Genomic DNA, 19,925 nt, shown 5'->3' on the forward strand with positions numbered 1-19,925 from the left:
CCTCCACAGCGGGTGGGAGTGGCGCCGGCTCGGCTCAGGGCGCGGCCGGGCGGGTGCCGGTGGCGGGGACGAAGGCGTCGGCGTGGAACCGTTCGGGATCGAGTCCGCGTTCCCGCGTCAGCGTGTCGAGGGCGGCGACGGTCATGGCTTCGTTGCCGCAGGCGTAGACGTGACGCGCTCCCAGCTCGGGGTAGTCGGCCAGGACCGCGTCCTGCACCCAGCCGACGGCACCGGTCCAGGCGGCGTCGGCGCGGGAGAGGACCGGGGTGAAGCGCAGCCACGGATACCGCCGGGCCCACTCCGCCACGGTGTCGGCGAGGTAGAGGTCTTCGCGGGTCCGGCCGCCCCAGTACAAGTGGACCGGGGTCGTCAGCCGCCGGGCGATGTGGTCGAGGATGATCGACCGCATCGGGGCGAAGCCGGTCCCGGTCGCCAGCAGCAGGATCGGCTCGGCGGTGTCCTCGACGAAGAACTCGCCGAACGGCGCCTCGATCTCCACGGTGTCGTGGAATTCCAGCTGGTTCAGGATCTTCGCCGAGAACACCCCACCCGGCTCGTGGCGGACGTGCAGCTGAGCCAGGTCGTTGTGGTGCGGGACGTTGGCCAGCGAGTACGACCGGGTGTCGCCGTCGTCGAGGATGACGTTCAGGAACTGTCCGGCGCGGAACGGGGTCCGCCGCCCGATGGGGTAGCGCAGGTCGAGGATCGTCACGCCCGGCGCCACCTGACGCCTGCGGTGGACGGTGGTCGTCAGCCGCTTCCGCACCGGTGGCGTGCTCGCCTTGATGCGGCGCGGGTGGATCTCGACGTCGCCGGCCGGGGTGGCCCGGCACAACCGGATCCCGTCGGCGGGACCACGGATCGAGCCCGTGCCGGGAACGGTGACCGGACCGGCGGTGATGCCACCGAGGCACGTGTCGCACACGCCCTTGCGGCAGGAGTACGGGATCGCCCAGCCGGCCGCCTCCGCCGCGTCGAGCACGGTTTGTCCCGGCTCGCAAGGAAAAGTGATGTCGGTGTCGGTCACGCTGATGGTGTTCATCGCGTCACGGCCTCCTGCGGTGCGTTGCCGAACAGGCTCAGTGCGGACAGCAAGGCGCTCGGATCGGCGACGCCCTGGCCGGCGATGTCGAAAGCCGGGCCGTGACCGACGCTGGCGAACGGGACACCGGCGCCGATGGCGACCGCGGCCGCGCCACGGCCGGCCAGCAGCTTGACCGGGATGTGGCCCTGGTCGTGATACATCGCCAAGTAGCCATCGCACCGCGGATCGCCGAGCAGAACGTCCGCGCCGACCGGGTCGGTGATGTCGACGCCGGCGGCTCGCAGCCGCTCGGCGGCCGGGGCCGTGACCCGGAGGTCGTCGTCACCGAACAGTCCCCCCTCGCCGGCGTGGCAGTTGATGCCGAACATGCCGAGCCGGGGACCGCGGACACCCATCGAGCCGAGTGCGCGGTGCAGTGCGAGGCCGGCTTCGGTGACCAGCTCGACAGTCAGCCGCCGCAGTGCCTCGGCCATCGAGACGTGCAGTGTCACGTGGGCGACGCGCAGGCCGCCGCCGACGAGCATGAGAAAGACACGCTCCTCGGGGACGCCGGTGAGCTTGGCGATCAGCGGCGGGTAGCCGGCGAAGGCGATACCGGCGGCGTGCACCGCGGTCTCCGAGTGCGGGCCCGCGACGACGCCGCGGAACCCGCCGCCACTCGCGAGCCGGACGGCGGCCCTGGCGTAGGCGATGGTGGCGGCGCCGGCCTCGGCCCGCACCTGTCCGACGCGCAGCTCGTCGGCCGAGAGCGCACCGACGTCGATCACGTCGCACACACCGGTTTCGGCGAGCGCTCCGGGTTCGGCCGCGCGCAGTCGCAGACCGCATGCTTCGGCGGGGGCCTCGACGGCACACCGGTCCCCCACGATCACCGGCGCGGTGGCACCGAGTCGCGCCACCGCCTTCACGGCGATTTCGGGACCGATGCCGTTCGGGTCACCGGTGCTGAGCAGAAGGCGGCTCACAGCGGCAGCACCAGCAGCGTGTCGATGCGGGAGCTGTCGCAGACCACGACGCGCTTCGCGAGCAGTGCCTTGCCGTCGGTGAAGACGTACTCGTCGAGATAACGCCCGCTGGCGAACAGGTCGGTGGGCCCGTCGCCGGTGATCCGCGCGACGAGGAACGAGGTTTCGCTGGTCGCCCCGTCCGCGCGTTCGTCGAGGAGCGCCGGCTGGCCGAGCAGGTGCCGGTAGGAGTGCGGCTCGTAGATGTTGGCTTCCTTGAGCGCGGAGATCCGGTCCTTGAGCATCGCCTTGTTGTTCGCCCAGATGAGCCCGGCGGGCAGGCCGCGGCGGTGGTTGTCCGCGGTGGTCACCTTGTAGAAGGCGTCGTCCGTGAAATGGTCCGGCCACTCGTCGATCGGGCCGTCGTCGATCGCGCGGACATAGCTGCCCTGCGCCCGGTTGATCATGGTGAACGCGTCCATCACGCGTCCTCCTCGACGGTGAAGCCCATCGCCTCGCGGTAGAGCTTCCAGAAGCCGCGGATCGACGCCTCGGTGACCCGGCTCTCGCTGGAGACCGCCTGGTCACCACCCATCTGGACGGTGGCGAACTCGTCGCCCGCACCGGCGATGCCCCGCTGGACGAAGCCGCCGATGGCACCGTCCTCCATCGAGACGTACCCCGCCGGACCGACCAGGTTGGCCTGCTTCATCCGGATGAGCTGCTGTTCCTCGGTGTCATCGGCGAACCCGAGGTAGGTCCAGTTGAGCCTGGTGGAATCGACACCGGTCGGCAGCACCTGCCGGACCGCGACGGAGTTCTGGATCTGCTGGAGCACGAACCCCGGCGAAACCGAGAGGATCTGCAGGGTGATGTCGTCGCCGACCTCGCTGAAGCTGTCCACCAGGGACGGGTCCTCGAGCTGGTATTCGCTGTCGGAGCGGATCTTCTGGCTCTTGTAGTGCTCGCCGGTCTCCGCGTCCCGGTCGATCGCCGACCAGCTCACGTGGTGGCCACCGTTCTCGGAGACGATGATGCCGCCCTTCTGGTTCAGCTTGTTGAGCCCGAACGTGGTGAAGAACAGGTGCAGGATGCTGGCGTGGTAGGAGTCCTTGACGTTCTCCACGTAGAGCTTCCAGTTGTTCGGCAGCATCTGGGTGAAGCGACCCAGCACGACCGGCTTCCGTCCACCGAGGACTCGTTCGATCCGGTCGAGGATCTCCTGCCCGAGGTACTCCTCGATCTCGGCGACGTCGTTGTCCAGGCTGCCGAAGACCAGGCCGTGGACGGTCGCCAGCCGCAGCCGGCGCGGACCGTGCGCGGCCTTGCAGAAGTCCTGGCCCATGCCGCCCTTGCCGTTGATGCCCTCCTCGAACGCGACCCCGGTGAGGTCACCCTGGAGGTTGTAGGTCCAGGCGTGGTAGACGCAGGTGAAGTCCTTGGCGTGCCCGTAGTGCTCCATGGCGATCAGCGAGCCGCGGTGGGCGCAGCGGTTCTCGAAGGCGTAGAGCTGACCGTCGACGTCCCGGGTCACGAGCACCGGCTGTTCACCGATGAAGGTGGCGCAGAAATCGCCCGGCTCGGCCAGCTCCGCATCGAGGCACAGGTAGCTCCAGAACGGGCCGTGGAAGATCTTTTCCTGCTCGGCCCGGTAGACGTCCTCGTCCTGGAACACCCAGTACGGCACCTCGGTCAGCGACCGGGGCCAGCTCCGCGGTGACGGTGTCCTGACAACCACGACACTCCTCTCTTGTTCGAATAACGAACACATGTCTATAATCCGAACACCGGTAGTAGAGTCGCCGCTGTCCGCGATGTCAAGGAAAGATGTGCGCATGACCGCAGAGGTGATGGCAGGACTGGCCAAAGGACTCGCAGTGCTGGAGGCGTTCGGCGCGTCATCGCCGCGGTTGACGATCAGCGACGCCGCTCGCGCCACCGGCCTGAGCCGGGCAGCGGCCCGGCGCTGCCTGATGACCTTGACGGACCTCGGATACGTCACGTTCGACGGCAAGTTCTTCGCCCCCACACCACGGGTACTGCGCCTCGGCGCGACCTACGGCGAGTCCGTCCAGCTGCCCCAGCTAGCCCGGCCGCACCTCACCGCCGTCCGCGACGCGGTGGACGAGTCAGCGTCGCTCGCGGTCCTCTCGGCGGGCGAATCGCTCTTCATCGCGCGCAGCGAGGGCACGCGCATCGTCAACACCGGCGTACGCGTTGGGGCTCGGGTGCCGCTCTACGCCTCGGCTACCGGACGCGTCCTCCTCGCGGGCCTCGCCGACGACGAGCTGACCGAGTACCTCGACTCCGGCGATTTCCCAGCACGTACACCGAAAACGCCGGTGACCGCAGATGCCGTCAAGCGACGCGTCGAGCACGCTCGCGCCGAAGGCGTGGCGATCAGCGAGGAGGAGCTCGAGCTGGGACTGATCTCCATCGCGGTACCGGTCACCGACCCGGCCGGCCGAGTCGTCGCCGCGATGTCGGTGAGCGCGTCGGCCGCCCGGGTCTCCGTCGACGAGCTGCGGACCCGGTTCGGGCCGATCATGCAGCGGCAGGCGAACCTGCTCGGCCGCCAGCTCTGACCAGGTCGACGACGTGGGCTTGTCCCGGGCAGGTCATGGTGAGAGTTCTTCGAGAACCTTGTTCCTGGTTTCGACCGCGAACAGGATGGTGACGATGCCGCCGACGAGGGCGACCGCCGCGAAGGCGGAGAACACGTAGCGGATGCCGAGGTCCGCCACGATCCAGCCGACCAGCAGCGGGCCGACGGAGGAACCGGCGCGCAGCCACGCGCTGCCGAAGCCGGTGCCGATCGCGCGCAGCCGCGTGGGGTACAGCTCGGCGGAATAAAGGTAGAGCGAGAACGAAATCGTCTGCAGGATCGCGTAAGCGAGGGTGGCCATGATCAAGACCTGGATCGCTGACGTCGCGCCGGAGACGGTGAGCGCGACCAGTGGGACGATCGCGAGCAGGAATGCCCACGAGTACCAGCGTTTCCGGCCGACCCGGTCGATCAGCAGCGCGCAGGCCACCGAGGCCAGCACACCCACGCCGGAAGTGACCCAGCCGTAGGCCAGGCTGGTTTGCAGCGGCAGGTGGAACAGCTGCTTGTAGAGGGTGGGCAGCCAGGTGACCAGCCCGTTGTTGACCAGGTACACCGTCGCCCACAGCACCCAGATCATCAAGGTGCGCCCGCGGTAGATGCCCTGGAACAGTTCGCGCCAGTCCGAACGGGTCTTCACCTTCGGGCCGACGGGACGGATCACGGGCTCGGTCAGGACGTGCCCCTGCTTCACGGCCTCGTTCTCGAGCATCGACACGACCTTGTCGGCCTTCTCGACGCGGCCCTTGGCGGCCAGCCAGCGCGGCGATTCCGGCATCAGCAGGCGCAGCGGGATGGTCAGCACGGCGGGGACGAGCCCGACGACGAACAGGGCGCGCCAACCGTAGACGGGCACGAGGAAGTAGCCCGCGATACCGGCGAACATCAGCCCGACGGGGAAGATGACTTCGTAGAGCAGGAAGAACCGGCCGCGCTTGCGGGCGCCGATGAACTCGTTGATGTAGGCGCTGGCCACGGGCACCTCACCGCCGGTGCCGATGCCCTGCAGGAACCGGAAGATCAGGATCGACGTGCCGCTCCAGGCGAACAGGCAGGCGATGTCCATCGAGACGAACAGGACGATCGTGATCAGCAGGGTGTTCATCCGGCCGGACTTCTCGGCGATCCAGCCGAAGGTGACCGCGCCGATGAGCTGGCCGACGTAGCCGGCGGAGAGGATGGCGCCGACCTGGGCCGGGCCGAGGTGCCATTCGGTGACCAGCTGGGGCATCGCGAAGGCGATGACCAGCACGGTGTAGGCGTCGAAGAAGGTCGCCGAGCCGATGATGACGCGGATCAGCAGGAGCCGTCGGGTGATCGGGAGCCGCTCGAGACGGGCGACCAGGGCCGCGGTCGCGGTCCCTCCGCCTGCAGCAATGGTGGTCATGGGTTCGTTCCTCGCTCTCCGCCTCGTCGCGGAGTCCTTTCGGGACTGCATTGTCACCGGATCGCGGGGCGGCAGCGGGGTGCCGCCGCCCCGATCGACGGTCAGAGGAGTTCGGCGGCCTTGAGCGCGAGGACGATCTCCTCTTCGGCCTCGGCCGACAGGTCGATCAGCGGGGACCGCACCGTGGCGTTCGGCAGGACGCCGCGGGCCTTGAGGCCGAGCTTGAGCGCCACGGTGCCCTCCATGTGCGAACCGCGGTGGTAGACGGCCTTGGTCACCGGCAGCAGCCGGTCGTGGACCGCGCGGGCGGCCGGGTAGTCCCGTGCCTTGCCCGCGGCGATCAGCTCCAGCAGCGGCTCGGGAGCCAGACCGCCGTAGCCGACCAGCAGGCCGTCGACGTCGAACATCGTGTGCAGCAGGTACTCGTCGTGGCAGGAGAGGATCTGCAGGTCCGGGTGTTCCGCGCGCAGCACGGGGATCTCGGTGTCCCAGCGGCGCATGTTGCGGACGCCGTTCTTGGTGGCGAACACGCCCGGCTGCGCCGCGATCTCCAGCTGGGTCGCCAGGTCGTAGCTCGCCTTCGTGACGTCCGGGTACTGGAACAGGATCAGGGGCAGCCCCGAGGTTTCGAAGATCGCCCGGTAGCGGTCCTGGGGCGCGCCGGCCTGGAAGCCGAACCGCAGCCAGCCGTGGGAGGGGTAGACCAGCCCGGCGGACGCGCCGGCGTGCACCGCGCGCACCGCTTCCTCCGCGGCGACGGCCGTGCCCTCGCCGGTGATGCCGGCGATGATCGGGACCGTGCCGCCGACCGCCTCGACCAGGGTGCGGATGGTGGCGACCTGCTCGTCCTGGGTCAGGAAGGTGCCCTCCCCCGCGTGGCCGAGGCAGACCAGGCCCTTCACCCCTTCGAACCCGGCCAGCCACTTCCCGTAGGACGCGAGAGCCGCGTGGTCCACCGCACCTTCGACGGTGAACGGCGTAACGGGGGCGGGCACCAGCCCGCGCAGGTCGAGGGTGTGTTCGGAGGACATTCGCAAGCCTTTCTCGACGGATCTGGGAACGTTCGCGGGAACGTTCCCATACGATGCGCTCCATGACCTTAGCCGTCAACCCCTCCCCGGAAAATGACCCTGCGACCAGTAGCCTGAACCCGTGGTGACCATCCTCGACGTCGCACGGGCCGCGGGCGTCAGCAAGTCCACCGTGTCCCGCGTGCTCGACGAACGGCTCCCCCGCTCCAACAGCGAGACCGCCCAGCGCGTCCGCCAGGTCGCCGCCGAACTCGGCTACGTCCGCGACCCGCTCGCCGCCGGCATGCGCCGCGCCGGCACCAGTACCGTCGGGGTGATCGTCCCCCGGCTCACCGACACCGTCATGGCGATGCTCTACGAGCAAATCGCCGCCACGGCGGCCAGCCGCGGTCTCTTCGCCGTCGTGGCCACGACCGAAGACGACCCCGCGACCGAGCGGTTCGCCGTCCAGACGCTCGTCCGCCGCCGCGTCGACGGGCTCGTCCTCACCACCGCGAGACTCGACGTCCCGACCGCGCAAGGCGTCCCGCACGCCCTCGCGCTGCGCACCGACGGCATCGGCCCCGCCGCCATCGGCGACGACAACCTCGGCGCCCGGCTGGCCGTCCGCCACCTCATCGACCTCGGCCACCGCAGGATCGGCCTGGTCGGCGGCCCCGGCTACGCCTCGAGCGCCCGCGGCCGGCTCGACGGTTACCGCGAAGGCCTCTCCGAAGCAGGTGTCACCGTCGACGACTCCCTGATCACCGGCGACTCGTTCTCCATGAAATCCGGCGAACTCGCCGGCCGGGCGCTGCTCGACCGCGCCGACCGGCCCACCGCCATCTTCGCCGTCAACGACAACACCGCGATCGGGGTCATGGCCGCCGCCCACGCCCTCGGCCTCCGCATCCCCGAAGACCTGTCCCTGGTCGGCTACAACGACATCCCGGTCGTCAGCAGCCTGCCCGTCCCGCTCACGACCGTGCGCGTCCCCTTCGCCCAGATCGCCACGACTGCCTTGGATCTGCTGCAGGAGGCCGGAAACGATCGCGCCGCCCGCACGGTGGTGACGCCACCCACCCTCATCTCGCGCGCATCCACCGGCACTGCCCCGGCTCGCCCCTGAAGAGCACTGTGAGCGGCTCCCCGGCCTGGATCAAGTCGACGGCCCCACCCACCGCCGTCACGCCGTGGTGAACCCTTCGCGCCACGACGGGCGCGTCGGTACCCAGCCAAGCTCGTGGCGTGCCCGGCTGTTGTCGGCACCCCGCGCCCAACCCGTCCGCTCCCCCTCGGCACGAGCGGGCTCCGGCGCTCCCACAGCGGCGCAGAACACCGGGACCCACTCGTAACCGGGCGCGGGCTCGTCATCGCAGACGTTGACCGCGCCAGCGGGCCAGTCCAAGGCGGACACGGCGGCCGACGCGGCGTCGTCGACGTGCACGAAGCTGGAGACGTCGGCGTTGGCCGGAAGCTGTCCGGCCTGAGCCAGCTGCGCCATCAAGGCACCGCGCTCGTACCAGGTGCCCGGCCCGTAGAGCGTGCCGTAGCGCAGCACCACCCACTCGGGCAGCTCGGCGACGGCCGTCTCCAGCGCCGCGACGGCTTCGACCGTGGCGACACGCTCGGGTGCGCCCCGCAGGTCCAGCGGGGTGTCCTCGGTGGCCGGCTCCGCACCGGGCGCGTAGGCCCACGCGATGCTCTGCGCGATGACCCGCCGCACTCCGGCCGCGCGGGCGGCGTCGACGAGGTTGCGGGTGCCGACCACCCGCAGCTTCGCGTTGGCCGCCCGGTCCCCGGCACCGAGGTCGGTCAGCTGGTGCATCACCACGTCAGGACGGGCGGCCCGCACCGCCTGGGCGAGCGCCTCGGCGTCGTAGACGTCCCCGACGACGGCGCCCGCACCGAGCGCTTTGATCCTGGCGGCCGAATCCTCGCTGCGGGTCAGCCCCACGACCTCGTGACCCCGGCCGAGAAGGGCAGGCACCACCCGGCGCCCGATCGCGCCGGACGCACCGGCGAGGAAGATCCGCATCACGGGTTCAGTCATGCCTTCACGCTAGAGAAACCCGGCGGTGACTGAGTGGTCCACTTCCGGGCTGTCCCGGTGGACCAGTCGACCGGGCGAGCGTCACTTGCGAGCGGACCGTGCCGGGCGTCGGCCACCCCGGAAACGGCAGGTTAGCAACCGCTTACAATGGCGTCGGCGGCGACCGTCGTCGCGGGTGGCCGGGTTGACTCGGGTTGTCTGGGAGGATCAGCGGATGACGATGTCGCTCTCGGCGGAACTGTGGCCCGATGTGCAGCCTGAGACCGCTCGGCGGCTCATGCTCGCCGGGGTGGAAGCCTTCGCCCAACGCGGCTACCACGCCACCACCACCCGGGACATCGCCGGAGCGGCCGGGATGAGTCCCGCCGCCCTCTACGTGCACTTTCCCTCCAAGGCCGCCCTGCTCTTCGCCATCAGCCGGTACGGGCACGAGCAGACCCTGGCCCTCGTCGAGAACGTCGTCGCCAAGGAGTCCGATCCCGTCGCGCGGATCCGGCTCATCGTCGAGGACTTCGTCGCCTGGCACGCTCGGCGGCACACCGTCGCCCGGGTCGTCCAGTACGAGCTGCAGGCCCTGCCCGAGGAGGAGTTCGAGGTGGTCGCCGAGCTGCGGCGGCGCATCGAACGGATCGTGCGGGAGGTCATCGCCGACGGCGTCGCCGACGGCGTCTTCACCGTCTCCGACCCGCACATCTCCGCCCGCGCCGTGCTCTCCCTCGGCGTCGACGTCGCCCGGTGGTACTCCGAGCGCGCCCGGCAGACGCCGACCGCGCTCGGCAAGGAGTACGGCGAGCTCGTGCTCCGGATGCTGGGCGCCGCCACTGAGACCCAGGTCACAGACTAAGCAGTCGTTCAACGATAGCGGACAGTCCTTGACCGCTATCTCTGGCACCGTGGGCTCATGCACCCCGTCCTGGACACGCGCGCGCTCAACCGCGCGACGCTCGCCCGGCAGCTCCTGCTCGACCGCGCCGACCTGCCCGCGCACGACGCCGTCGCGCACCTCTGCGGCCTGCAAGCCCAGGAACCTCAGGAGCCGTTCACCGGCCTGTGGTCTCGGCTGCGCGCGTTCGACCCGGCGGTGCTCTCGGACCTGCTGACCGGGCGGCGCGTCGTGCGGACGCACCTCATGCGCCGGACCGTCCACCTGCTCACCGCCGACGACGTCCTCGCGTGGCGGGCGCGGTTCGACACCATGCTGCGCCAGCGCGTCCTCGGCACCTACCGCCGCGAACTCGACGGCGTGGACCTCGACGAACTCGCCGCCGCGGGCCGCGCCGTGCTGGCGGACGGCGAGCCGCGCTCGATGGGCGAGATCGCGCGGGCCGTCGCCGACCGCTGGCCCGAGCCCGGCCCGCGGCCCCTCGGCGAAATGCTGATCGCCGCGCTCATCCCGTCGGCTCAGCTGCCGCCGCGCGGGCTGTGGCGCACCAAGGCGGGCGTGCGCACCCTCCCGCTGGCGGACTGGCTCGGCCGCGACGTCGACCCGGCGCCCGACGACCGGGCGCTGGTGCGGCGCTACCTGGCCGCGTTCGGCCCCGCGGCGACCGCGGACATCCGGGCCTGGAGCGGCCTGACCGGACTCCCGGCCACGGTGAAGGCCCTGCGCGACGAACTCATGTTCTTCCGCGACGAACGCGGCCGCGAACTGCTCGACCTGCCGGACGCGCCGCGGCCCGACCCGGAAACGCCCGCCCCGCCCCGGTTCCTGCCCGCGTTCGACAACGCGATCCTCGGCTACGACGACCGCACCCGGATCATCGACGACGCCCACCGCGGCCTGTCGGTCGCGGGCGAGCGGGTGCTGCTGGTGGACGGCCGCGTGTCGGCCACCTGGACGGTCGACGCCGGAACCGTTGTGGTCACCCCGCTGCGACGGCTTCCGAAGGCCGATCGCGCGGCCGTCGAAGAGGAGGGCGGCGCGCTGGCGTCGTTCCTGTCCGACGGCGAAAGCGACGGCGTGCACGTGAAAGCGCCCTAACCGACCGCCCTGGCGAAGCGCTCCGCCACGTCCCGCAGCCGCTCCACCAACCCCGGCGGAGCCTCCTCCACCACGAAGTCGTAGCCCCACTGGGCCAGGTAGTACGGCACGGTGTCGAGGGTGCTCGCTCCGGTCCGCACCCGGCAGCTGTGCTCGTCGATCGCCTCGATGGCACCGGTGGTCGGCGGAATCCGCTGCGCCAGCACGTCGGCCGGGGCCGCCACCCGCAGCACGAACTGGTGCGGGTACGGCGCCGACGAGATCTGGCGCGACACGTACGCCGCGAGGTCCTCGGCCGGGGGTTCGCGCGGCGTGAACCGGAACCCGGGCGCCGGGACGCCGGTGATCCGGTCGACGCGGAACGTGCGCCAGCCCGCGCGGTCGAGGTCGAACGCGACCAGGTACCAGCGTCGCCCGGTGTGGACCAGCCGAAGCGGCTCGACCGACCGCTCCGTCTCCGCGCCGGTCCGGTCGCCGTAGCCGAACCGCAGGCGCTCGTGGTCGCGGCAGGCCGCCGCGATCGTCGTCAGCACCGACGCGTCCACCGTCGGCCCGCTGCCGGGCAGGGACACCGTCGCCGCCTGCAGGGCGCCGACCCGCGGGCGCAGCCGCGCCGGCAGCACCTGCTCCAGCTTCGCCAGCGCGCGCACCGACGTCTCCTCGATGCCGCTGACCGTGCCGTTCGCCGCCGTGCGCAGGCCGACCGCGACCGCGACGGCCTCGTCGTCGTCCAGCAGCAACGGCGGCAGCGCGGCCCCCGCGCCGAGCCGGTAGCCGCCCGCCACCCCCGGCGTCGCGTGCACCGGGTAGCCCAGCGACCGCAGCCGCTCGACGTCCCGGCGGATCGTGCGGACGTCCACCTCGAGCCGCGCCGCGAGGTCGGCGCCCGGCCAGTCGCGCCGGGCCTGCAGCAGCGAGAGCAGCCTGAGCAGGCGTTCCGATGTGCCGTACATGGCACGCAGTGTGCCAGACATCGCGGACAGTTCCGGTCCGCGATCCGCCGGAAGGTGCAGTTGAATCGTCAAACACTTGCCAGGGACCGGCCCGGCCGGAAAGAGTGGCGCATGCCGATCGATCCGCACGCCCTGCTCGCCGTCGCCCGTGAGGAAGCCGAGCTCGGCAAGGCCGAAGGCGGTGTCCCGATCGGGGCCGCGCTGTTCGACAGCGCCGGGACCCTGCTCGGCCGCGGGCACAACCGCCGCGTGCAGGACGGCGACCCGTCGATGCACGCCGAGACCGCGGCCTTCCGCGACGCCGGCCGCCGTCCGCACTACCGCGACACGATCATGGTCACGACGCTCTCGCCGTGCTGGTACTGCTCCGGGCTCGTCCGTCAGTTCGGGATCGGGCGCGTCGTCATCGGCGAGGCGGAGACGTTCCACGGCGGGCACGACTGGCTCGCCGGGCTGGGCGTGGAGATCACCCTGCTCGACGACCCCGCCTGCACCGCGCTGATGACGGAGTTCATCGCCGCGCGCCCGGACCTGTGGTTCGAGGACATCGGGGTCGAGAAGTCCGAATAGGACAGTTCCTGCGAGGAGCCGGTATGCCGTCATCCGTTCCGCTCGTGGACCTTTCGCCGTGGTTCGCGGGTACGTCCGAAGGCCGGGCCGAGGTGGCCGGGCGGATCGACCGCGCGCTGCGGGAGTCCGGCTTCCTGCTGGTCACCGGGCACGGCGTGCCGGACGAGCTGCGCACGCGGACCCGTGAGCTGGCGCGGGAGTTCTTCGCGCTGCCCGAGGACGTCAAGCAGCGCTACGCCGTGACCGTCGGCGGCCGCGGCTGGCTGCCGCCCGGCGTCGAGGCCAACGGGTACGCCGAGGGCACCGAGACCCCGCCAGACCTCAAGGAGTCCTACTCGGCGGGCGCGGACGCCCGGACCGGCGTCGCCGAGGTCGACGGGTTCTGGTTCCAGCCCAACGTCTGGCCGGACGAGGTGCCGGGCTTCGCCGAGACGGCGACGGAGTACATGCGCCGGATGCGGGCCCTGTCCGACCACCTGCTGGAGATCTTCGCGGCGGCGCTCGGCCTCGCCGAAAGCCACTTCACGCGGCACACGGCCCACCCGACGTACACGTTCAACATCAACTGGTACCCGCCGATGACGCACGTCGGCGAGCCGGCGCCGGACCAGTTCCGGATCGGCCCGCACACCGACTTCGGCACGGTGACGGTGCTCGACCGCCAGGCGGGCGTCGGCGGCCTGCAGGTCTACACAGACGGCGGCGAGTGGGAGGACGCGCCGTTCCACCCGGACGCGTTCACGGTGAACATCGGCGACCTGATGGCCCGCTGGACGGGCGACCGTTGGCGCTCGACGCGTCACCGAGTCCTCCCACCGGCGGCGACCGCACCGGACGAGGACCTGGTGTCGCTGATCTTCTTCTACGAGACCGACCACGACGCGCGGATCACGTCGCTGGCACTGCCGCTCGGCCGCACGACCTACCCGGAGGTCATCGCGTCGGAGTACCTGCGCGAGAAGCTCGACGCGATCACCCTCACCTGACCCCGGCGCACGTTGTCGTGAGCGTTTAGGGCGGTTAGAACCGCCCTAAACACTCACGACCGCGGCTCCGCGCAGATCGTCCGGTTGCGGCCCAAGGCCTTGGCCCGCAGCACCGCCGCCTCGGCCGCGAGGAGCGTGTCGGCCAGGTCGTCGGCGGGGCCGCGGCCCGCGACGCCGATCGACACCGTCACCCCGACGAACTGGGGGCCGTCGCCGGTCGCCTTCAACGCCACCAGCGTCGAGGCGATCTTCAGCCGGATCCGCTCGGCGATCGCCGTCGCGTCGAACGGGCCGGTGCCCGGCAGCAGCACCGCGAACTCCTCGCCGCCCGAGCGGCCCACGAGGTCCGCGGCCCGGACCTCGTCGCGCAGGGTGTCGGCGACCGCGCGCAACACCGCGTCGCCGATGCGGACGCCGTAGCGGTCGTTGAGCTGGCGGAAGTGGTCGAGGTCGAGCAGCAGCACGGCCGGACCGGGGCCGTGGCGGCCCTGCCGGTCCAGCTCGGCTTCGGCCGCCCCGCGCCACGACGCCGCCGTCAGCACGCCCGTGCCGGGATCGAGGGTGACGTGGTCGCGGCGGCCGTGGCCCAGCCCGCCGCGGTGCAGCACGACGGTGGCGCCGGCCAGCACCGGCACCAGCAGCGGCGCGGCCACGACGGCCCAGGCGAGCGGGAGCGCGAACGCGGTCATCGCGGCGTCGAAGGCGTGCCCGGGCAGGGCTTCGCGGGGGCGGCGCGGGCCGTCGGCGGCGGTGACGAGCGCGGCGTTCACCGCGAGGAACACGAGCCCGGCGGCGGCGAGCAGGACGACGGTGCGGGCTTCGAGGACCTCACCGAGCGGCCGGGCGCCGGTCGCGGTGAGGAACGCCCCGGCGACGAGACCGGCCAACGCCGTCGCGGCGGCGCCGAACACCTGCCGGTACACGGGTCTTCTGCGGACCCGGAACCACTGGTGCAGCGCGGAGAGCGCGACCAAGGCGACAGCGAGGCCGGGCCGGAGCACCAGCACACCGGCGAAGATCCACGGCGTGTCGACGCCGGGGCCGAGGAGGGTGTCCTCGCGGTGGCGCTCGACCGGCCGGGAGAGCTCGGCCGACACCAGCATCCCGCCCGCAAGCAGGGCGAAAGGCACGAGCATCACGGCGAGCGGCGGGAACCGGATGGCGGCGAGGACGACGGCGGCGACCGCGAGGACGTCGACCGCGACGAGGTACCAGGTGTGTCCGCGACGCGGCAGCCGCCACAGGGCCCACCGCTGGAGGGCGACGGCGGGCAGGAACCGCCCGCGGCGGCGTCCCCCGCCGGCTGCGACCGTGGAATCCCCCACCATTTCGGCAAAGTAGCCGGAATGCCCGGCGCTGTCACTCCGCCTTCAGGGGAATTTCACAATGCCCCGCCGTGGGTCATTTTCCGACCGTCGGAGGGTTGACACGCAACATTGGTCTAGTCCACTGTGTGATGGCACACAGTGCTCCTCCAGGGATGATCCCGCCGCCTCAAACCGGAGGTGCTCCACCCTGCGCGTTTGGAGGATCCCGATGAAATCAGTGCGCCGTCTGGTCACCCTCGCGGTCGCGGCCGGAGCCGCGATGGCGACGGCGGTCGGTCTCGCCCCGCAGGCCATGGCCGCGGTCGACCCGGTGCTCGCGTCCCCGTACCTGTACCAGTGGGGCGGGCAGACCAGCCCGACCGCGGCGATGTCCGCGACCGGTGTGAAAGCGTTTACCCTCGCGTTCGTCCTGTCCGACGGGACCTGCAACCCGAAGTGGGACGGCAGCCGCTCGCTGACCGGCTCGGACAAGACGATGATCCAGAACATCCGCAACGCGGGCGGCGACGTGATCCCGTCGTTCGGCGGCTGGTCGGGCACGAAGCTGGGCTCGAAGTGCACGTCGGCCTCGGCGCTGGCGGGCGCATACCAGAAGGTGATCGACGCCTACCAGCTCAAGGCGATCGACCTCGACATCGAGAACACCGACGAGTTCCAGAACGCGACGGTCCAGGACCGCATCCTCAACGCGGTCAAGCTGACCAAGCAGAAGAACCCGAACCTGAAGGTCGTCATCACCATCGGCACCACCACGACCGGCCCGGACACGTGGGGCAAGCGCCTGATCAACCAGGCCAAGGCGATCGGCGCGGGCGTCGACGTCTGGTCGGTCATGCCGTTCGACTTCTCCAACGGCGGCGACATGGCGGCGCTGACGAAGTCGGCGGTGGACGGGCTGAAGAACCAGCTCAAGACGACGTTCGGTTGGAGCGACGACACGGCCTACCGGCACAGCGGCCTCTCCTCGATGAACGGCAAGACCGACAACGCGGGCGAGACGGTCACGGTGGCGAACTTCAATTCGATCCGCGGCTACGCGGCGAGCCACCACCTGGCCCGCTTCACGTTCTGGGCCACGAACCGCGACTGCAGCGGCGGCGGCGAGTGTAGCGGCATCACCCAGGACAAGTACGCGTTCACCAAGATCGTCGCCGGGTACACCGGCTGACACCGGCCCGTAGTGGGGCTGTCGAAGGCCCTCTCACCGGCATCGGGGTCGGTGAGGGGGCCTTCGCGGGTCTCGGTGGCCGGGACGGGTTCCGGTGACCGGGAGCCGGATTTCGTCACACCACCGCAACGTTCGTCGCTTACCGTCTTCGCATGACGCGGACCGAAGAGGCCGGTTACGGCGACAAGGTGGTGGCCGTCGAGCCCGGTGGGGTCGAACCCGTCGCCGACGGCGACCGGCACGGCACTCCCCGGCAATTGGCCTGGACCTGGGCCTCCCCCAACCTCGAGTTCGCCACCGTCTTCGTCGGCGTGCTCGCGGTCACCGCCTTCGGGCTCTCCTTCACCCAGGCCGCGCTCGCCGCCGTCGTGGGGAACGGGCTCGGCGCCGTCGCGCACGGTGTCCTGAGCGCCCGCGGACCGCGCTACGGCGTGCCGCAGATGGTGCTCGGGCGGGCCGCCTTCGGGTACCGCGGGAACCTGGTGCCCGCCGCGCTCATGTCCGTCATGGCCGGCGTCGGCTGGTTCGCCGTCAACAGCGTCAGCGGCGCCTTCGCCCTCACCAGCCTCACCGGGCTGCCCGTGCTCGCCTGCCTCGTCATCGTCGTCGCCCTGCAGATCGTCATCGCCTTCTTCGGGCACAACCTCGTCCAGGCGTACGAAAAGTACGTCTTCGTCGTGCTCGCCGTCGTGTTCGCCGTCGCGAGCGTCGTCACCTTCACCAAGGCCGGGCCCACGACCAACACCGGCAGCGTCGGCGGCTTCCTCCTCGCCGTGGGCACCGCGTTCGGTTACACCGCCGGCTGGAACCCCTACGCCGCCGACTACACGCGCTACCTGCCGAAAACCGCGTCGAAACGCGCTATCGGCCTCTACGCCGGCAGTGGTCTGTTCCTTTCCACCACGGTCCTGATGCTCGTCGGCGCGGCTTCGACGACCATCGGCGGCGCCGACGACGCCAACCCGGCGACGGCGTTCACCGGCCACCTGCCCGGCTTCCTGGCCGCGGCGACGCTGCTGGCCATCACCCTCGGCGCGGTCGCCGCGAACGTCCTCAACGTCTACTCCGGCGCGCTCGCCTTCCTCGCGCTCGGCGTCCGGCTGCCCTTGGCCTGGCGCCGCGCGGTCGTCGCGCTCGCCTTCGGCGCGGTCGGGTTCGTGCTCGCCTGGCTCGGGCTCGCCGACGCCGGCCACGCCTACGAGAACTTCCTGCTGGTCATCGCCTACTGGATCGGCCCGTGGCTGGGTGTGCTGCTGGCCGACCACCACCTGCGCCGCGGCACCGAGTTCGGCGACCTGCTCGCCGACCGGCGGCACCGCAACGTCGCCGGGTTCACGGCGTTCCTCGTCGGGCTGGTCGCCTCCGTCGGCCTGTTCGCGAACCAGGCGCTCTACACCGCGCCGATCCCGAAGGCGGTGCCCGGCACCGGCGACCTGACGTTCGCGGCCGGGTTCGTGCTCGCCGCCGGCACCTACCTGCTGCTGCGCCGTCAGCGGCGGTAACCGCAGTGGTAGTACGGATAGCAGTTCCACGGTGGGTCCCATGTGGACGGTGGCACGGTCGTCGACGGCGGGGGCAGCTCGACGGTCACGGTCGGCGTGGGCGTCGGCGTCCGGCGCGCGTGCATCACCACCGGGGACGGCGTGGTCGTCCGCGTGGGCGGGGCGGCGACGGCGCTCGACGACGGGACGCCGGTGGCCGGCTGCAGCTGCGGGAACTGCGTGGACCCGGGCACGGGGTCGGGCCGCGTCGCCAGCGCGAGCACCAGCCCGCCCAGCACCACGAGCACCGCCGACGCCAGCGCGACGCGGCCCGCCGCCCCGCGCGGCTCGGCCTCCGGACCCCGCCGGGCGGCCCCTTCGGCCGAGCGCGAGCCGGGTTTGCGCGGCCGGGCACCCGCCTGCCGCAGCAGCTCGTCGACCGTGACCCGGTCCCGCCGCCTGCGCGCCCTGCGCGTCATGCACGAACCTCCCCGTCAGTGATCGGGGAGGATATTAGGAACCCGCGCCGGAATTGTAAACGCGCTGATCGCAGCGCTCTCGTTAGCGTTTCGAGACATCCGCGGCGCGTTTTCGGCCGTAGTCGTCAACGAGCCGCGAACCGGCGCGCCAACCCGGCCACCCGCCGGGTCACCGGGGTGAATTCAGGCAGCTTCAGCAGCGCCAGCAACCCGAACGGCACCGCGATCCCGAGCAGTCCCTGCACCGGCAGCTTCACCCACGCGGCCGGGATCGCGCCGAGCGACCCGGGCACGGCGTACCCGGCGAGCAGCGCCGCCCCGACGCCGAGCGCGCTGGCGCCGAGCGTGATCAGGCCGACGCGCAGCGAGCGCTTGCTGCGCAGGTGCCCGAGCCGCACCCACAGCCACACCTGGCCGAGCACGGCGCCGACGACGAATCCCGCGCCGTTGACCAGCATCACGCCGTAGACGATGTGCTCGCCGTCGAGCAGCCCGCGACAGAGCAGCAGCAGCGGGATCTTCACCGCGGTCATCACGAGCATGATCAGCGTCGGCGTGCGGGCGTCCTTCATCGCGTAGAACACCCGCAGCTGCAGCATGACCAGCGCGAACGGCAGCAGCCCGACGGCGGACACGGCCAATGTCTGCCCGAGCCGCTCGGCGTCGCCGAGGGTGCCACGGCCCCAGGTGAAGATCGCGATGCCGATCGGCGTGCCGACGACGGCCAGCACCGCGGAGATCGGCACGAAGAGCACGGTCGAGACGCGGGAGGCGAGCGAAAGGTCGCCGACGAGCGACACGGTGTCGCCGTCGGCGGCCGCGCGGCTCATCCGCGGCATCAGCGCGGTCAGCAGCGAGACGCCGAGGATGCCGTACGGCAGCTGGAACAGCAGCGACGCGTAGCTGTAGGCCGTGACACCGCCGCCGGTGCCACCGGTCAGCACCCGCGTCGTGACGACGAAGCCGACGTGGCTCACCACGACGTAGCCGAGGATCCACGCGGCGAGCCCGCCGAACTCCTTGATCCGCGGGTCGAAGCCCCAGCGCCAGCGGAACCGGAACCCGGTGCGCAGCAACGCGGGGATCAGCACGGCCGCCTGCACGACGATGCCGAGCGTGGTGCCGAGGCCGAGGACCAGCAGCTTCGGGTCGCTCATCCGGACGGGGTCGAGCGTCAGCTCCCCCGGCACGACGGCGAACACGACGAGCGTGCCCGTGACGACGACGTTGTTCAAAACGGGTGCCCAGGCGGGCGGGCCGAAGACGTTCTGGGCATTGAGGATCGCGGACACGAGCGCGAAGAGGCCGTAGAACAGGATCTGCGGCAGCAGCAGGTAGGCCAGGGCCGTGGTGAGTGCCGGGTTGGCGGTCGGAGACGATTTGTCGACGTAGAGTGCGGTGAACAGCGGCGCGATGGCGACCGCGACGGCCGTTCCGACGGTCAGCAGCACGAGCGCCATCGTGAGCAGCCGCTGCGTGTAGGCGCGGCCGCCATCGGGGTCGTCCTGCGACCGGACGAGCAGAGGAACGACGACGCTGGCGAGCACGCCCCCGAAGAGCAGCTCGAACACGATGTTGGGGAGCGTGTTCGCGACGGTGAAGGAGTCGTTGACGACCCCGGTCCCGACAACGGCGGCCAGCAGCAGCTTGGCGACGAACCCGGTGATCCGGCTGACGGTGGAGGCGACGGCCATCCGCCCGCTCGAGCGGGCGAGCGAGGAACCGGCGCCCTCACCCCGCCCGGCAGTGACCGGCGACGCGGGCGGCCGCGCGACGATCTGGGTGGCGAACTCGTCGTAGGGCCGACGCGAGAGGTCGAGATCGCGCGTCGGCCAGTGGGGCCCGCGCAGCTCAGAGGGGAGGTAGACCGTCGCCTCGTCGTCCACCGGTGGGGGGTGCTCCGCCATGGGCACCAGCCTGCCAGGTCAGCGACCC

Annotated in this window: 19 protein-coding genes; 8 read left to right on the top strand and 11 right to left on the bottom strand. The window is 71.2% G+C overall.

Going from position 1 to position 19,925, the window contains the following annotated elements:
• Positions 1-34 precede the first annotated feature (34 nt).
• Genes QP939_RS47825 through QP939_RS47840 form a run of 4 tightly spaced genes read right to left on the bottom strand, consistent with a single transcriptional unit; the run spans position 35 to position 3,727 of the window.
• Positions 35-1,042 carry a 2Fe-2S iron-sulfur cluster-binding protein gene (locus QP939_RS47825; RefSeq protein ID WP_285453579.1) on the bottom strand — a complete coding sequence of 336 codons (1,008 nt, stop codon included), beginning with the start codon at positions 1,040-1,042 and terminating at the stop codon, positions 35-37.
• Entirely contained in the window at positions 1,039-2,010 is a 972-nt protein-coding gene (locus QP939_RS47830; protein ID WP_285453580.1) for a PdxA family dehydrogenase, read from the bottom strand. The genes QP939_RS47825 and QP939_RS47830 overlap by 4 nt, the downstream gene beginning before the upstream one ends.
• Positions 2,007-2,471: an aromatic-ring-hydroxylating dioxygenase subunit beta gene (locus tag QP939_RS47835; protein WP_285453581.1), complete on the bottom strand. Its 465-nt coding sequence runs from the start codon at positions 2,469-2,471 to the stop codon at positions 2,007-2,009. The genes QP939_RS47830 and QP939_RS47835 overlap by 4 nt, the downstream gene beginning before the upstream one ends.
• Complete coding sequence (locus QP939_RS47840) at positions 2,471-3,727, bottom strand: aromatic ring-hydroxylating dioxygenase subunit alpha (RefSeq protein ID WP_285453582.1); 1,257 nt, start codon at positions 3,725-3,727, stop codon at positions 2,471-2,473. Before QP939_RS47840 ends, QP939_RS47835 begins: the two co-directional genes overlap by 1 nt.
• Positions 3,728-3,824: 97 nt before the next feature.
• Between QP939_RS47840 and QP939_RS47845 the strand changes: the two genes are divergently transcribed.
• Positions 3,825-4,574: an IclR family transcriptional regulator domain-containing protein gene (locus tag QP939_RS47845; protein ID WP_285453583.1), complete on the top strand. Its 750-nt coding sequence runs from the start codon at positions 3,825-3,827 to the stop codon at positions 4,572-4,574.
• A gap of 33 nt (positions 4,575-4,607) precedes the next feature.
• Here the strand turns inward: QP939_RS47845 and QP939_RS47850 are convergent, their stop codons facing one another.
• Positions 4,608-5,981: an MFS transporter gene (locus tag QP939_RS47850; protein ID WP_285453584.1), complete on the bottom strand. Its 1,374-nt coding sequence runs from the start codon at positions 5,979-5,981 to the stop codon at positions 4,608-4,610.
• 101 nt (positions 5,982-6,082) lie between these two features.
• Entirely contained in the window at positions 6,083-7,012 is a 930-nt protein-coding gene (locus QP939_RS47855; RefSeq protein WP_285453585.1) for a dihydrodipicolinate synthase family protein, read from the bottom strand.
• A 121-nt stretch (positions 7,013-7,133) separates the two neighbouring features.
• Between QP939_RS47855 and QP939_RS47860 the strand changes: the two genes are divergently transcribed.
• Positions 7,134-8,120, top strand: coding sequence for a LacI family DNA-binding transcriptional regulator (locus QP939_RS47860; RefSeq protein WP_285453586.1), 987 nt, complete (start codon positions 7,134-7,136; stop codon positions 8,118-8,120).
• Positions 8,121-8,177: 57 nt separating this feature from the next.
• On the opposite strand, the gene QP939_RS47865 is transcribed toward QP939_RS47860, so the two are convergent.
• On the bottom strand, positions 8,178-9,044 hold the full coding sequence (locus QP939_RS47865) for an NAD-dependent epimerase/dehydratase family protein (RefSeq protein ID WP_285453587.1): 867 nt from the start codon (positions 9,042-9,044) through the stop codon (positions 8,178-8,180).
• Between the two features lie 214 nt (positions 9,045-9,258).
• On the opposite strand from QP939_RS47865, the gene QP939_RS47870 reads away from it, so the two are divergent.
• Positions 9,259-9,888, top strand: coding sequence for a TetR/AcrR family transcriptional regulator (locus QP939_RS47870; RefSeq protein ID WP_285453588.1), 630 nt, complete (start codon positions 9,259-9,261; stop codon positions 9,886-9,888).
• Between the two features lie 57 nt (positions 9,889-9,945).
• Positions 9,946-11,025 (top strand): winged helix DNA-binding domain-containing protein, encoded by a 1,080-nt coding sequence (locus QP939_RS47875; protein ID WP_285453589.1) that lies wholly within the window; start codon positions 9,946-9,948, stop codon positions 11,023-11,025.
• On the opposite strand, the gene QP939_RS47880 is transcribed toward QP939_RS47875, so the two are convergent.
• Entirely contained in the window at positions 11,022-11,978 is a 957-nt protein-coding gene (locus QP939_RS47880; RefSeq protein ID WP_285453590.1) for a helix-turn-helix transcriptional regulator, read from the bottom strand. The genes QP939_RS47875 and QP939_RS47880 overlap by 4 nt on opposite strands.
• 111 nt (positions 11,979-12,089) lie before the next feature.
• Here QP939_RS47880 and QP939_RS47885 point away from each other — a divergent pair, with 111 nt between their 5' ends.
• Together QP939_RS47885 and QP939_RS47890 are read left to right on the top strand one after the other, a co-directional pair.
• A complete protein-coding gene (locus QP939_RS47885) occupies positions 12,090-12,548 on the top strand; it encodes a nucleoside deaminase (protein WP_285453591.1) in 459 nt (152 codons plus the stop codon).
• Between the two features lie 23 nt (positions 12,549-12,571).
• Positions 12,572-13,534 carry an isopenicillin N synthase family dioxygenase gene (locus QP939_RS47890; RefSeq protein WP_285453592.1) on the top strand — a complete coding sequence of 321 codons (963 nt, stop codon included), beginning with the start codon at positions 12,572-12,574 and terminating at the stop codon, positions 13,532-13,534.
• Between the two features lie 53 nt (positions 13,535-13,587).
• On the opposite strand, the gene QP939_RS47895 is transcribed toward QP939_RS47890, so the two are convergent.
• Positions 13,588-14,862 (bottom strand): GGDEF domain-containing protein, encoded by a 1,275-nt coding sequence (locus QP939_RS47895; RefSeq protein ID WP_285453593.1) that lies wholly within the window; start codon positions 14,860-14,862, stop codon positions 13,588-13,590.
• 208 nt (positions 14,863-15,070) lie between these two features.
• Between QP939_RS47895 and QP939_RS47900 the strand changes: the two genes are divergently transcribed.
• Both QP939_RS47900 and QP939_RS47905 read left to right on the top strand, forming a co-directional pair.
• Positions 15,071-16,030, top strand: a complete 960-nt coding sequence (locus QP939_RS47900) for a chitinase (RefSeq protein ID WP_285453594.1) — start codon at positions 15,071-15,073, stop codon at positions 16,028-16,030.
• A 152-nt stretch (positions 16,031-16,182) separates the two neighbouring features.
• Positions 16,183-17,532: a purine-cytosine permease family protein gene (locus QP939_RS47905; RefSeq protein ID WP_285453596.1), complete on the top strand. Its 1,350-nt coding sequence runs from the start codon at positions 16,183-16,185 to the stop codon at positions 17,530-17,532.
• On the opposite strand, the gene QP939_RS47910 is transcribed toward QP939_RS47905, so the two are convergent.
• Positions 17,520-17,990, bottom strand: a complete 471-nt coding sequence (locus QP939_RS47910) for a hypothetical protein (protein ID WP_285453597.1) — start codon at positions 17,988-17,990, stop codon at positions 17,520-17,522. The two genes, QP939_RS47905 and QP939_RS47910, sit on opposite strands and share 13 nt — an antisense overlap.
• 125 nt (positions 17,991-18,115) lie before the next feature.
• A complete protein-coding gene (gene murJ, locus QP939_RS47915; RefSeq protein WP_285453598.1) occupies positions 18,116-19,897 on the bottom strand; it encodes a murein biosynthesis integral membrane protein MurJ in 1,782 nt (593 codons plus the stop codon).
• Between the last annotated feature and the right edge of the window lie 28 nt (positions 19,898-19,925).

Origin of the sequence: Amycolatopsis nalaikhensis, from assembly GCF_030264295.1 — a bacterium.
Classification (GTDB): domain Bacteria; phylum Actinomycetota; class Actinomycetes; order Mycobacteriales; family Pseudonocardiaceae; genus Amycolatopsis; species Amycolatopsis nalaikhensis.